Here is a 13,244-nt window from a genome sequence, read left to right as displayed (position 1 = left end):
GATGTTCACGCCGATCTTCGTGATCGCGCGCACGGCCGGCTGGAGTGCGCACATCATCGAGCAGCGTATCGACAACAAGATCATCCGGCCGAGCGCGAATTACACCGGACCCGACGATCTGCCGTTCGTGCCGCTTGCCAAACGCGTCTGACGCAACGGTGCTCGAAAGCGCATCTGTCAGCCGTTGAACGCGTAGCAGCAAATAAAGCAGCAAGGCCGCCGCGCAAGCGTTTCTTCTGCGTCGCGTCCTCTGAGCGTGATGCAATGAAGTTGGGCCTTGGCTTGCCGATACCCCGGGTCAAGGCCGCCTTTTTACGTGGCCGCAGCGGCGGCATAGTCGGCCGCTCGCCCAACGTAGCATGCAACGCATTCGAACGAACGGCCGCAAGCCAGCGAGCTAAACTACAACCATTGCCTGACCGGTCCGCAACCGAAGCGTCACCTGACAAGACGCGGCTGAGCGTGACCGATGCCGCCGTCGTCCCCGGCTCATTACTGTTGGTTCCTAAGCCATGAATACTGCAAACCGCAAACGCCTTCCCGGCACCCAGCTCGATTTCTTCGACACGCGTGCCGCGGTCGACGCGATCCGGCCCGGCGCGTACGACACGCTGCCGTACACGTCGCGCGTGCTGGCCGAAAATCTCGTGCGCCGCTGCGATCCGGCGACGCTCACCGCGTCGCTCGAGCAGATCATTGAGCGCAAGCGCGAGCTGGATTTTCCGTGGTTTCCGGCGCGCGTGGTGTGTCATGACATTCTCGGCCAGACCGCGCTAGTCGACCTCGCCGGCCTGCGCGATGCGATCGCCGCGCAAGGCGGCGACCCGGCGCTGGTCAATCCGGTGGTGCCGACGCAACTCGTGGTCGATCATTCGCTCGCGGTCGAATGCGGCGGTTTCGATCCGGATGCGTTCGCCAAGAACCGCGCGATCGAAGATCGCCGCAATGAAGACCGTTTCGATTTCATCAACTGGACCAAGCGCGCGTTTCAGAATGTCGACGTGATTCCGCCCGGCAACGGCATCCTGCATCAGATCAATCTCGAACGCATGAGCCCGGTCGTGCAGGTGAAAGACGGCGTGGCGTTCCCCGATACGCTGGTCGGCACCGATTCGCATACGCCGATGGTGGACGCGCTCGGCGTGATCGCGATCGGCGTGGGCGGGCTCGAAGCGGAAAGCGTGATGCTCGGCCGCGCGTCGTATATGCGCTTGCCGGATATCGTCGGCGTGGAGCTGACGGGCAAGCCGGGCGAGGGCATTACCGCCACCGACGTGGTGCTGTCGCTGACCGAATTCCTGCGCAAGGAAAAGGTGGTCGGCGCGTACCTCGAATTCTATGGCGAAGGCACGAGCAAGCTGACGCTCGGCGACCGCGCGACCATCGCCAACATGGCGCCCGAATTCGGCGCGACGGCCGCGATGTTCTACATCGACGAGCAGACCATCAAGTATCTGAAGCTCACGGGCCGCGATGATCAACTCGTCGAGCTCGTGCAAGCGTATGCGAAAGAAACCGGCCTGTGGGCCGACACGCTGAAGCACGCCCAGTATGAACGGGTGCTGACGTTCGATCTGTCGAGCGTGGTGCGTACATTGGCCGGGCCGTCGAATCCGCATCGCCGCTTGCCGGTTTCGGAACTGGCGGCGCGCGGCATCAGCGGCAAGGTGGAGAACGAGCCGGGACTGATGCCCGACGGCGCGGTGATCATCGCCGCGATCACCAGCTGCACGAACACCAACAACCCGCGCAACATGATCGCCGCCGGCCTGATCGCGCGCAACGCGAACCGTCGCGGACTGACGCGCAGGCCGTGGGCGAAGACCTCGCTTGCGCCGGGCTCGAAGGCGGTCACGTTGTATCTCGAGGAGGCGGGGCTGCTGCCCGAGCTGGAGAAGCTCGGCTTCGGCGTGGTCGCGTATGCGTGCACATCGTGCAATGGCATGTCGGGTGCCCTTGATCCGATGATCCAGAAAGAAGTGGTCGAGCGCGATCTGTATGCGACCGCCGTGCTGTCGGGCAACCGCAACTTCGACGGCCGCATTCATCCGTACGCGAAGCAGGCGTTTCTCGCCTCGCCGCCGCTGGTCGTCGCGTATGCGATTGCGGGCACGATCCGCTTCGACATCGAGAAAGACGTGCTCGGCATCGACGCCGACGGCCATGCCGTGACGCTGAAGGACATCTGGCCGTCGGATGAAGAGATCGACGCGATCGTCGCGTCGAGCGTGAAGCCGGAGCAGTTCCGCAAGGTGTACGAACCGATGTTCACGGCCTCCGTCGATTCAGGCGAACGAGCCAACCCGCTGTACGACTGGCGCGAGATGAGCACCTACATTCGCCGTCCGCCGTATTGGGAAGGGGCGCTTGCCGGTGAGCGCACGCTCAGGGGCATGCGCCCGCTGGCGGTGCTCGGAGACAACATCACGACGGACCACCTGTCGCCGTCGAACGCGATTCTGCCGGACAGCGCGAGCGGCGAATACCTCGCGAAAATGGGCCTGCCGGAAGAGGACTTCAATTCCTATGCGACTCACCGTGGCGATCATTTGACCGCGCAGCGCGCGACCTTTGCGAACCCGACGCTGAAGAACGAGATGGTGCTCGAGGATGGCAAGGTGAAAGCCGGATCGCTCGCGCGCATCGAGCCCGACGGCAAGGTTACGCGCATGTGGGAAGCGATCGAAACGTATATGGAACGCAAGCAGCCGCTGATCGTGATTGCCGGTGCCGACTACGGGCAGGGTTCGTCGCGCGACTGGGCGGCGAAGGGCGTGCGTCTGGCAGGCGCGGAAGCGATCGTCGCGGAAGGGTTCGAGCGTATTCACCGCACGAACCTCGTAGGCATGGGCGTGTTGCCGCTGGAGTTCAAACCCGGTGTGAACCGCCTCACGCTCGGCATCGACGGCACGGAGACGTTCGACGTGATCGGCGAGCGTAAGCCGCGTGCGGATCTGACGCTGGTGATTCAGCGCAGGGACGGTCAGCGCGTCGAGGTGCCGGTGACGTGCCGGCTCGATACCGCCGAGGAGGTTTCCATCTACGAAGCCGGCGGCGTGTTGCAACGCTTTGCGCAGGACTTTCTCGAGTCGTCGAAGGCGGCGGCTTGAGCGGGTTTATTTGCGTTTGATCGGTTCGATTTGATTGCGTCGCTGGTATCTCCGCAGCACGGCGAAGCAGTGATGAACATAATGCAGCATGGGCGGTGTGGCTTTCTTCTCAGGCCACGCCGCTCGCTCACATCAGGACAGGACATTCATGGCCCATAAACCGCAGATCAAGATTGCGGCCACCTACATGCGTGGCGGCACCAGCAAAGGCGTGTTCTTCCGCCTGCAGGATTTGCCCGAGGCGGCTCAGGTATCCGGCGCCGCGCGCGACGCGCTGCTGATGCGCGTGATCGGCAGCCCCGATCCGTATGGCAAGCAGATCGACGGCATGGGCGGCGCGACGTCGAGCACCAGCAAGACGGTGATCATCGCTAAAAGCAGCCGGCCCGATCACGACGTGGATTACCTGTTCGGCCAGGTATCGATCGACAAAGCCTTCGTCGACTGGAGCGGCAATTGCGGCAATCTTTCCGCCGCCGTCGGGCCGTTCGCGATCAGCGCGGGGCTCGTCGACGCGAGCCGCATTCCGCGCGACGGCGTGGCCGCCGTGCGCATCTGGCAGGCCAACATCGGGAAGACGATCATCGGGCACGTGCCGATGAGCGATGGGGCCGTGCAGGAAACCGGCGAGTTCGAACTCGACGGCGTGACCTTTCCCGCGGCGGAAGTCCCGCTCGAATTCATGGACCCGGCTGCGGAGGAAGAGGGCGCGGGCGGCTCGATGTTCCCCACCGGCAATCTGGTCGACGACCTCGACGTGCCCGGCGTCGGCACGCTCAAGGCGACGATGATCAACGCGGGCATTCCAACCATCTTCGTGGAGGCACACGCGATCGGCTACACGGGCACGGAGTTGCAGGACGCGATCAATAGCGACGAGAAGGCGCTTGCGATGTTCGAAACCATCCGCGCGCACGGCGCGCTGCGCATGGGTCTCATCAAGCATCTCGACGAGATCGCGACGCGGCAGCATACGCCGAAGGTCGCGTTCGTCGCGAAGCCGGCCGATTACGTGGCGTCGAGCGGCAAACGCGTCGGTGCGGGCGACATCGATCTGCTCGTGCGGGCGATGTCGATGGGCAAGCTGCATCACGCGATGATGGGCACGGCGGCGGTAGCGATCGGCACGGCGGCGGCGATTTCGGGCACGCTCGTGAATCTGGCGGCGGGCGGCGGCGAGCGTGAGGCGGTGCGCTTCGGGCATCCGTCGGGCACGCTGCGGGTGGGTGCGCAAGCGAGCCGCCGGGATGGCGAATGGACGGTGACGAAGGCCATGATGAGCCGCAGCGCGCGCGTGTTGATGGAAGGGTGGGTGCGGGTGCCGCAGGAGGGATGAGCCCCGGCTGCCTGGCGTACCGCTCAGGCATGTGATCGCTACACGGTTGCGGAGGGCTCCATGAAAGTCAAAAGAATCGTTGCGAATATCGGCACGCAAGCGGTGGATGATGCAAAGCGTTTTTACCAGCAGATATTCGGCCTCGATCTGCTGATGGATCTTGGCTGGATCGCAACGTACGGGTCTTCCGAAACGATGACTGTGCAGATCAGCTTCGCGTCACAGGGAGGATCGGACACGCCTGTGCCCGATCTGTCGATCGAAGTCGACGATCTAGCCGCCGCGCTCGAACGCGTGAAGGGGGCGGCCATTCCGATCGAGTATGGACCGGTCGACGAACCGTGGGGCGTGCGGCGCTTCTTTGTGCGCGATCCGTTTGGCAAGCTCGTCAATGTGCTTGTGCACGTGTGACATGACGTGCAGTGTGGATCGCGCTGGCCTGTCGTTCACGCTTGCACTGCAGCCGCCGCCGCAAAAGCCCTGAAATTCTCGGGCGTGGCGAAGGCCAGATACTGTTGCTGCATTTCTTCCGTCAGTACTTCGATCATCATGCTGTCTTCGATCCACGATTCGATCACATAGAAGAAGTTGTGACCGCACGTTCGGAGGAATTTGAAGTGTTCGATATACATCAGTGCCGGCCGCCGATGAAAGGACGAGCTTCGCGACATCTCATCGGAGAGCCGGGCGAGCGTTGTCGGCTTAGAGCGGGTGAAGCTTGCCGTTGAGATCCATCGACCACTTCGATCCATCTCCAAACGTGAGGACGCCGTTTATCGCGTCGATATGAGTCGGCTTGCCGACCGGCTCTTTGTCTTTTCCGGCTCCGCCGACCACACGCGCCATGTCGGCGGAAGTCATTTCTTCATGGCGATGCAGTTCATCGATCCTGATTGCTTTCATGACGGTTCTCCTAAGGAAGGTTGCCTGATGAGCACGTTTATCGGTGCTCTCAGGCTGCATCGCATAGGCTGTGCCAATCACGCCTCATGGGCATCCATGCTGGATGAACAAGGGGCGTCGCCATGTTGAACCGGTAGTTCAATGCAAGAGTGGTGTAGCGCACCCAACAGTTGAAAAAATCCGCTGTCGGTGCGCGTGCGACAAGTTAGGGGCTCGAACGATTGCGCGGGCAGATAGGAACACCCGATCGCGTCGTTTTCCGTCTGCCGCCCGGCCCTCCCCCAACCACCCACACTCAATTCACATCCACCAGCACTCTCCCCTGAAACTTCCCGGCGAGCATGTCCGCGGCCGCGTCACGCACTTCAGCCAACGCGACCGTTTTCGACGTAATCCCGTCGAGCACCGACAGGGGCAAATCCCGCACGATCCGCTGCCATGCGTTGATCCGCTCTTTCGACGGCAACATGACCGAGTCCACGCCGATCAGTTTGACGCCGCGCAGAATGAAGGGCATGACGGTGGTCGGCAAATCGGCGCCGCCGGCCAGTCCGCACGCGGCGACGACGCCGCCGTAGTTCATCTCGGCCAGCACGCGCGCGAGCACTTTCGACCCGACCGTGTCGATTGCCGCGGCCCAGCGCTGGGCTTCCAGCGCGCGCGGCGGCTCGGCCCACTCGGGCCCGTCGATCACTTCCTGCGCGCCGAGGCGCTTCACGTAGTCGTGCTTGGCAGGATTGCCCGTGAGGGCGCTGACGTGATACCCGAGCTTGCTCAGGATCGCGACGGCCACGCTCCCCACGCCGCCAGCCGCGCCCGTCACCAGAACCGGGCCGCTTTGCGGCGTGATGCCCGCCGCTTCGAGCGCATTCACGCAGAGCATGCCGGTGAAGCCCGCGGTGCCGATCATCATTGCCTGCCGCGTGCTCAAGCCGGCCGGCAGCGGCACGAGCCAGTCGCCGCGCACGCGCTGGTACTGGCTGTAGCCGCCCCAGTATTTCTCGCCGACGCTCCAGCCGGTGAGCACGACTTTCTGGCCCACGTCGAGATTCGGATTGGCGGTTTCGACCACTGTCCCCGCGAAATCGACACCGGGCACGAGTGGCCATGTTTTGACGATCTTCCCCGTGCCGGTGACCGCGAGCGCGTCCTTGAAGTTGATCGTCGAAAAGTCGATCTTGACGAGCGTGTCCTCGTTGGGCAGCGCGTCGAACGACAGTGTTTCGATCGTGGCCTTGGTCTTCCTGTCTTCTTCGCGAAGCAGCATTGCGTTGAAAGTCTGTACCGACATATGAGTGATCCCCCAGTAGTTCAAAAGGAAAAGATTGTGGTTCGCGACATCAGCGGGCGAAGCGCCGGTCGCGCCATTGGATGGCTTCGCGCATGCCCTGTTCGCGTGCGACCGCCATGAACGCCTTCTTGTCGGGTGAACCGACGGATTCGATCGCGTGGTCGAGATCGAGCGCGTGTTGCAGCGCGGCCTTCATGCCGCGCGCTTCGAAACTGTGATTGATCGCGGCCTTCGTCACGCGCACGAGGTTGGGGTCGATCACCGACATGGTGTGCGCGATCCGCAGCGCTTCGCCGACATGCTCGCCTTCCGGCACGATGCGATTGACGAGCCCCAGTTCGCGCGCGGACTGCGCATCGATACGGTCGAGCCCGGTCAGGATGATTTCCTTTGCCTGTTTCGGGTTGGTCATCCACGGCAGCAGCATCGTGACGATGCCCGCGCCGAACTTCAATTCGGGCTCGCCGAAGATCGCATCGGGTGCGGCGACCGTGATATCGCAGGCTAGCGCGATCTCGAACGCGCCCGCGAGACACGCGCCGTGCACCGCTGCGATGGTCGGCTTCGGCGAATCCCAGAAACGCATGGTGGTGTCGAAATCGCGCGCGAGGATTTCGCGCCACACCGCTTCGCCCTCGGGCCGTGCTTCCATCTGTTCCTTCAGATCGAATCCCGACGAGAACGCTTTGCCCGCGCCGCTGATCACGATCGCCTTGACGCTGTCGTCGGCCTCGGCGAGATCGAGCGCGGCGTTGATCTCCGTGAGCGACAGCTTGCCTAGCGCGTTCAGCCGTTCCGGCCGATTGAGCGTGATGTGCGCGACGTTCTGTTCAGCGGTGTAAAGCAGAGTGGAAAATTGAGTCATTGATCTGTTTTCCTATTGAACGTGACGAGTGAGCGGCACGAGCGTGCCAGTCGCCACCATGCTGCGCAATTCGCGGCGATCCGCTTTGCCAGTGCGGCCGACCGGCAGCGCATCGGCCTCGTAGAAGAAATCGGGAACCTTGTATTTTTCGAGCTTCAGACAAAGAAACGCGCGCAACGCGCCGACGTCCAGCACATTGCCCGAGCAGGGCACGACCAGCGCGTGAATCCGTTCGCCGAGAATGTCGTCGGGCGCGCCTACCGCCATCGCGGCGCCTACGCCTTCGAACATCGTGATGGCCTGCTCGATCTCCATCGGCGTGACCTTGTTGCCGCCGCGCACGATCAATTCCTTCTGACGCCCCATCAATTGCACGTCGCCATCTGCGGTGGTGACCGCCAGGTCGCCGGTGCGGAACCACGTGTGCACGAAGGCAGCGGCAGTGAGTTGCGGCTCGTCGAGATAACCGCGCATCAGATACGGGCTACGCAACTGCAATTCGCCTATCGTGCCGGGCGGCACGCGCGTTTGCGTTTCATCGACGACGCGATATTCGACGTGGCTCGACGGCAAGCCGAGCGACGTCGGCTTCGTGCGCCGATAGTTCGGAAACTGGAAGAAGTCGCAGGTCGAAGTTTCAGTGAGGCCGAAAATGTTGATGAGGTCCGCGTTCGGAAACAGGGTTTCGATCTGAGTGGCGAGCTGTTCGCTTAGCTGTTCGCCGCCGGTGAGAATCTGCCGCAGGTCGGGACATGCGAATGCGTGCGCATTGCGGCTGGCCGTGGGCACCGCCGCAAGCAGCGCGCGCAGCATGGTAGGCACGACGCCGACCCGATGGATGGTCCGCTCGCGCAATTGCGCAAGCAGCAGTGCCGGTTCGAACTTCTGCGGCAACACGAGGGTGCCGCCGCCCAGCAGCGTCAGCAGGCTGACCCAGATGCCGAAACTGAACGTGATGTTCAGTAGCAGCAAGGTGCGCTCGGTCTTGCGGAAGTGGATCATCGCGTCGATCGAGAGCAGCTTCGCGGAGAACGCCTGATGGGTGACCACGACGCCTTTGGGCGCGCCCGTCGAGCCGGATGTGAAGATGATCAGTGCGGCGTCGTCGAGTTGCGCGCGTGGCGCGGGTGCGCTGGCGTTCGCGCCGATGCGTTCGATCGCGTCCTGTTCGCCGCTGAATGCCTGCGGAACGTCGACAGCGAAGCGCGCCTGTGTCCTGTCCAGAATCCGCGCGGTGACGGCCTCAGGCGACGTGCGGTGAATCGGCACCGCGACGCAGCCCGCAAGCCATACACCGAGCAATCCGGCGAAGTCATGCGGCTGATTCGACACCCGCACGTGCACCGGCTCGTTTCTGTCGACGCCGAGCTTGCCGAGCGCGGCCGCGAGCGCCGTCGCGGTGTCGAGCAGGCCCTCGTAGGTGACGGCTGCGCTGGGCGCGTCGATTGCGAGCGCGCCCTGATGCTGGCGGCACGCTGCTGCAATGAGCGCGCCGAGGTTGCCTATGTTGTTCATGATGAGTCGTCTTGAATAGGAGTTCGATTGAACCGGAGGCCGTTCAGAAGCCGGCCGACAGGCCGCTCAATGCCCGAACATGAGCAGCGTTGCGCCCATCACCGCGAACATCACGAAGAAGATGATGACCGTGAAGCCCATGACCCGTCCCATCCCGACACCCGCGATGGCGAGCAGCGGAATGACCCACATCGGCTGGATCATGTCGGCGACGCCCTCGCCAAGCGCGACCGAAATCGCCACCGCGCTTTGCGACACGTGCAGATGTTCGGCGGCGGGTACGACGAACGGCGCCTGCACGATCCAGTGACCGCCCGCGCTCGGCACGAACATGCTGATCAGTGTGGACGACACGAAGCTCCAGAAGGGCAGCGTCTGCGTGGTGGAAAACCCGATGAACCACTGCGCGATCACATCCGCGAGACCGGTGGCCGTCATGATCCCCATGATGCCGCCGTAGATCGGGAACTGCAGCAGGATTGGGCCCGCCACGCGCGCGGCGTTGTTGATTGCGCGCAGATAGGCCTTCGGGGTCCAGTGCGTGACGAGGCCGAGCAGCAGGAAGATCATCACCAGCATGTTCAGGTCCATCGTGAACGCATTGCGCGCCACCTTCAATCCGATATATCCCACCCCCAACGCGACGAGCACGAGATTGAGCAGCCACGCGTTGTCGAGTTTGCCGGCGACCGTTCTGGCTGGCGCTTCGTCGGACTGGACGGTGTCCTCGGCGATCAGGCGCGCCGGGTCGGCAACGATCGACTCATGCTCACGCGGCATCATGATGCGAAACACCACCGGCACGGCGACGGCCAGCACGAGCACCGGAATGTAGTTGAGCGGGGAGAACAGGAAGTCTTTCATCGGCAGCACGTCGCCGGTGACTTTCTCGATCAGGTTCATCGGCGAACCGCGCGTCGCGCTCAAGAGCGCAATCGAACTCGATATGCCGCACACGTAGAAGGACCAGCCCGCGTAAGCGGCGGCGACGAGCCAGGCGAAATCGACGCGAATCCGCTTGGCGATTTCGCGCGCGAACAGCGCCGATACGACGAGGCCGACGGCCCAGTTCAGCATGCCGCCCACCATCGACACGAAAAACGTGAGCGTCATCGCGCCGGCTGCGGTGGTCGGCAACGAGGCGATGCGGCGTAACAGTTTCGATACCGGCTTCGAGGTGGAGAGCGCGTGGCCGGTGACCAGTGTGAGCGCGACGAGAAAAGCGAAGCTGGCGATCTTGAACACGCCGTCGTACCAGCTTGTCAGCACCTCGGGAACCGAGGCTTTCGGCGCGATGGCGAAGGCGAGCGCGCAGGTCAGAACGGTGAGCAGGATCGCGATGACGAACGGGTCGGGCATCACGCGCTCGACGAGGACCACGCACAGCCGGGTGATTCTCTGTAGACCGAAAGACCCTGCCCGGTTGCTGCTGGCGAGCGGGCGCGCATCCGCGTTCAACTTTTCCATGTCGTGTCTCCGTTGTCTTACTCCAGTCCATGCAGTGCAGGCAGGTCCGCTGAAGCCCTGCCCGCCGTCGATGCCGGTTTGTAGACGACCGGTCAGTTAGGATTTATAGCCACTAGTTGACTGGTCGTCTACAAAAAACTATAGTGGCTCGGGTAAGTCCCGATCACGTGACATGACGGGACCATCGAGACAACAATGGCGCGTCGCGCAGGCCGGGCGAAAGAACGGGCCGGAGGAGGCAGGATGGAGGACAGGCTGGATGCTGCGGGCACGGCGAATACGGCGAACGCAGCCGCGATCGCGGCGCGGGCGAATCGCGCCGTGCTGGTGATCGCCGTGGCTCAACTGCTGGGCACATCGCTATGGTTCAGCGCGAATGGCGCGATGCACGACCTGCAGACAGCATGGCAATTGAACGCATCCGGGATCGGCTGGCTGACGAATGCGGTGCAGGCCGGCTTTATCGTCGGCACATTGCTCTCGGCGACGACAGGACTCGCGGACCGTGTCTCTGCCAGCAAGGTATTTGCGGTGTGCGGCGTGCTCGGCGCCACGCTCAACGCGCTGTTTGCGCTCTGCAGCAGCGGACTGGCTTCGGCAATCGGGTTCCGCTTCGGCGTGGGGGTCGCGCTGGCCGGCATCTATCCGCTGGGAATGAAGCTGCTGGTGTCGTGGGACCCGCGCCGTGCCGCGCAAACACTCGCGTTGCTGGTCGCCATGCTGACACTCGGTACGGCATCGGTGCATGCGATACGGGCGTTGTTTGCGACCGTTCCCTGGCAGACCGTGGTGCTGGCGTCGTCGGTGCTCGCGGTGATCGGCGCGCTGCTGGTCTTCGTGCTCGGCGAAGGACCGCACGCGCGACGCGCCGGCAACCGGCGCGCGGGGTTGTCGGCGGGCGTGGGGCAAGTCCTGCGCATCAGCGAGTTTCGCGCGGCCGCGCTCGGCTACTTCGGGCATATGTGGGAGCTGTATGCGTTCTGGACGCTCACGCCGCTGCTGGTGCAGCGGGCTTTCGCAGGCAGCGCGCAGGTGTCCGCAAGTGCCGTCGCGCTCTGGTCGTTTCTGATCATCGCGATCGGCGCGATAGGATGCCTGCTCGGCGGCAGGCTCAGCAAGTCGATCGGCAGCGCGCGCACCGCCGCGCTCGCGTTGACGATATCGGGCACGCTGTGCGCCGTCTACCCGTTGTCGTCGGCGTTGGGTACTGCGGGGCAACTCGCGCTGTTGCTGGTGTGGGGCATCAGCGTGATCGCCGATTCGCCGCAGTTCTCCGCCTTGTCGGTCAAGGCTTGTCCCGCCGATAAGATCGGCGGCGCGCTGACCTTGCAGAACAGCTTTGGCTTTTTCCTGTCGGCGTGTTCGATCCTGTGGTCGACGAGTGCCTATCATTCGCTCGATGCACGGGTCGCCTGGCTGCTGCTGCCCGGCCCGATCATCGGCTTGATCGCGATGAGGCCGCTGCTTCGCAAGCGGCCGCCATGGTGAACGGCATGTGACGTGCTTGCCGACCAGCGCACGCCCAGGCAACGCAAGTACACATTCGCAGACTTCAGCAGTTTCAGCAGTCAATGACGAGAGGACATAAAAATGGCGACCGCAACAACTAGGCGCGACAACGGCCGACGCGCCGAACTGATACGCATCGGCGTAGCCATCCTCACGGAGAAGGGCTTCTACAACTTCTCGCTAGACGAGCTGGTCGCGTTGGCTGGGGTGCCTAAGGGCTCGTTTCACTACTACTTCAATAGCAAGGACGCGTACGCGCTGGAAGTGATCGAGAGCTATGCCGCGTACTTTGCACGCAAGCTCGACCGGCATCTCGGCGACACCACGCTCGATCCGATCAAGCGCATCGAAGCGTTCGCCGAAGACGCGGCCAGCGGCATGGAGCGCTTCGACTTCAAGCGCGGCTGTCTGGTAGGCAATCTCAGTCAGGAACTCGCCGCGCTCGATGAAACGTTTCGCGCGGCGTTGCTGAACGTGATTCAGGACTGGCGCCGGCGCATCCAGGCCTGTCTCGACGAGGCCAAGGAGGCTGGCCAGATTCGCGCGGATGCGGATACGGCGGCGCTCGCCCGGTTCTTCTGGAATGCGTGGGAAGGCGCGGTGTTGTGCTCGAAACTGGAGAAGTCACGCGCGCCGCTGGACGACGCGAGCGAGGCGTTCATCGCACAACTGACATGCGCGGCGAAACGCGTGGAGCACCGGGATTTTTTGAAGTGATGCCCGTGCCGCAGGGTGGTGTCATCATGGACGACAGCACATCGGGCAGCGCACACTTTGCCGCATGCCCCACGCCCAACCCGGCGGCGTCGGGCGTACGCGCCACTTACTTGCTGCTTACTTCCCGCCGTGCTTCGCCTGCCACCGGCGCATGAAGGCGATCTCATCGTGCTGCGCCTTGATGATGTTCTGCGCGAGGCGCTTGATCTCCGGGTCCTTGCCGTATTTCAACTCCACCTGCGCCATTTCGATCGCCCCCTGATGATGCGGAATCATGTGGGCGACGAAGTCCTTGTCGGCGTCCCCCACATAATCGGGGGCGCTCATGTCCTGCATCATTTTGTCGTCGGCGGCCTTGAACGCTTGCGTCGATTCGCCTGAATCCGCATGCTCCGAGCCGGACATGTGCATGCCGTGCATCGCGGGCGCTTGCTGCGCGTGGACCGGCATGGCCGCCACGGCGAACGTCAAGCCGCTGAACAAACAAAGAGCACGAAATGCGCGAAGGTTTTTCATAGTGGGATGTCCGTT

General features: G+C 63.3%; 13 protein-coding genes. 6 read left to right on the top strand and 7 right to left on the bottom strand.

All coding sequences use genetic code 11. The features are described from left to right. The 4 genes from HV770_RS39715 to HV770_RS13130 all read left to right on the top strand — a co-directional run. On the top strand, positions 1 to 151 hold a 151-nt coding region (locus tag HV770_RS39715), incomplete at its 5' end, for a citrate/2-methylcitrate synthase (protein WP_281366217.1). A 361-nt stretch (positions 152 to 512) separates the two neighbouring features. Continuing rightward, positions 513 to 3,110 carry a Fe/S-dependent 2-methylisocitrate dehydratase AcnD gene (acnD, locus tag HV770_RS13140; RefSeq protein ID WP_175160144.1) on the top strand — a complete coding sequence of 866 codons (2,598 nt, stop codon included), beginning with the start codon at positions 513 to 515 and terminating at the stop codon, positions 3,108 to 3,110. A gap of 148 nt (positions 3,111 to 3,258) precedes the next feature. Beyond that, complete coding sequence (gene prpF, locus HV770_RS13135; RefSeq protein ID WP_175160142.1) at positions 3,259 to 4,446, top strand: 2-methylaconitate cis-trans isomerase PrpF; 1,188 nt, start codon at positions 3,259 to 3,261, stop codon at positions 4,444 to 4,446. Between the two features lie 60 nt (positions 4,447 to 4,506). Next, entirely contained in the window at positions 4,507 to 4,857 is a 351-nt protein-coding gene (locus tag HV770_RS13130; protein WP_175160140.1) for a VOC family protein, read from the top strand. Between the two features lie 35 nt (positions 4,858 to 4,892). On the opposite strand, the gene HV770_RS13125 is transcribed toward HV770_RS13130, so the two are convergent. From HV770_RS13125 to HV770_RS13100, 6 genes are all read right to left on the bottom strand, one after another. Beyond that, complete coding sequence (locus HV770_RS13125) at positions 4,893 to 5,078, bottom strand: hypothetical protein (protein ID WP_175160138.1); 186 nt, start codon at positions 5,076 to 5,078, stop codon at positions 4,893 to 4,895. A gap of 70 nt (positions 5,079 to 5,148) precedes the next feature. Next, entirely contained in the window at positions 5,149 to 5,430 is a 282-nt protein-coding gene (locus HV770_RS13120) for a hypothetical protein (RefSeq protein ID WP_246290886.1), read from the bottom strand. Positions 5,431 to 5,644: 214 nt separating this feature from the next. Further along, entirely contained in the window at positions 5,645 to 6,640 is a 996-nt protein-coding gene (locus HV770_RS13115) for an MDR family oxidoreductase (RefSeq protein WP_175160134.1), read from the bottom strand. Between the two features lie 49 nt (positions 6,641 to 6,689). Further along, a complete protein-coding gene (locus tag HV770_RS13110; protein ID WP_175160133.1) occupies positions 6,690 to 7,505 on the bottom strand; it encodes an enoyl-CoA hydratase/isomerase family protein in 816 nt (271 codons plus the stop codon). Positions 7,506 to 7,517: 12 nt separating this feature from the next. Further along, entirely contained in the window at positions 7,518 to 9,020 is a 1,503-nt protein-coding gene (locus HV770_RS13105) for a class I adenylate-forming enzyme family protein (protein ID WP_175160131.1), read from the bottom strand. Between the two features lie 66 nt (positions 9,021 to 9,086). Continuing rightward, positions 9,087 to 10,487 (bottom strand): short-chain fatty acid transporter, encoded by a 1,401-nt coding sequence (locus tag HV770_RS13100; protein ID WP_175160129.1) that lies wholly within the window; start codon positions 10,485 to 10,487, stop codon positions 9,087 to 9,089. A 243-nt stretch (positions 10,488 to 10,730) separates the two neighbouring features. On the opposite strand from HV770_RS13100, the gene HV770_RS13095 reads away from it, so the two are divergent. Further along, positions 10,731 to 11,975 carry an MFS transporter gene (locus HV770_RS13095; protein WP_175160128.1) on the top strand — a complete coding sequence of 415 codons (1,245 nt, stop codon included), beginning with the start codon at positions 10,731 to 10,733 and terminating at the stop codon, positions 11,973 to 11,975. Between the two features lie 102 nt (positions 11,976 to 12,077). Beyond that, a complete protein-coding gene (gene acuR, locus HV770_RS13090; protein ID WP_217468596.1) occupies positions 12,078 to 12,713 on the top strand; it encodes an acrylate utilization transcriptional regulator AcuR in 636 nt (211 codons plus the stop codon). A 117-nt stretch (positions 12,714 to 12,830) separates the two neighbouring features. On the opposite strand, the gene copM is transcribed toward acuR, so the two are convergent. Then, complete coding sequence (gene copM / locus HV770_RS13085) at positions 12,831 to 13,229, bottom strand: CopM family metallochaperone (RefSeq protein ID WP_175160126.1); 399 nt, start codon at positions 13,227 to 13,229, stop codon at positions 12,831 to 12,833. Positions 13,230 to 13,244: the final 15 nt, after the last annotated feature.

This window comes from Paraburkholderia fynbosensis (genome assembly GCF_902859935.1).
GTDB classification, from domain to species: domain Bacteria; phylum Pseudomonadota; class Gammaproteobacteria; order Burkholderiales; family Burkholderiaceae; genus Paraburkholderia; species Paraburkholderia fynbosensis.
The sequence above is the reverse complement of the archived record's forward strand: the minus strand, read 5'-3'. Positions and strand labels throughout refer to the sequence as shown.

Excerpts from the sequence above, each read along its gene's own strand:
- HV770_RS13115 (WP_175160134.1), bottom strand. The coding sequence starts at position 6,640 with ATGTCGGTACAGACTTTCAACGCAATGCTGCTTCGCGAAGAAGACAGG.
- HV770_RS13125 (WP_175160138.1), bottom strand. The coding sequence starts at position 5,078 with ATGTATATCGAACACTTCAAATTCCTCCGAACGTGCGGTCACAACTTC.
- acuR (WP_217468596.1), top strand. The coding sequence starts at position 12,078 with ATGGCGACCGCAACAACTAGGCGCGACAACGGCCGACGCGCCGAACTG.
- HV770_RS13095 (WP_175160128.1), top strand. The coding sequence starts at position 10,731 with ATGGAGGACAGGCTGGATGCTGCGGGCACGGCGAATACGGCGAACGCA.
- copM (WP_175160126.1), bottom strand. The coding sequence starts at position 13,229 with ATGAAAAACCTTCGCGCATTTCGTGCTCTTTGTTTGTTCAGCGGCTTG.
- HV770_RS13130 (WP_175160140.1), top strand. The coding sequence starts at position 4,507 with ATGAAAGTCAAAAGAATCGTTGCGAATATCGGCACGCAAGCGGTGGAT.
- HV770_RS13105 (WP_175160131.1), bottom strand. The coding sequence starts at position 9,020 with ATGAACAACATAGGCAACCTCGGCGCGCTCATTGCAGCAGCGTGCCGC.
- HV770_RS13100 (WP_175160129.1), bottom strand. The coding sequence starts at position 10,487 with ATGGAAAAGTTGAACGCGGATGCGCGCCCGCTCGCCAGCAGCAACCGG.
- acnD (WP_175160144.1), top strand. The coding sequence starts at position 513 with ATGAATACTGCAAACCGCAAACGCCTTCCCGGCACCCAGCTCGATTTC.
- prpF (WP_175160142.1), top strand. The coding sequence starts at position 3,259 with ATGGCCCATAAACCGCAGATCAAGATTGCGGCCACCTACATGCGTGGC.
- HV770_RS13110 (WP_175160133.1), bottom strand. The coding sequence starts at position 7,505 with ATGACTCAATTTTCCACTCTGCTTTACACCGCTGAACAGAACGTCGCG.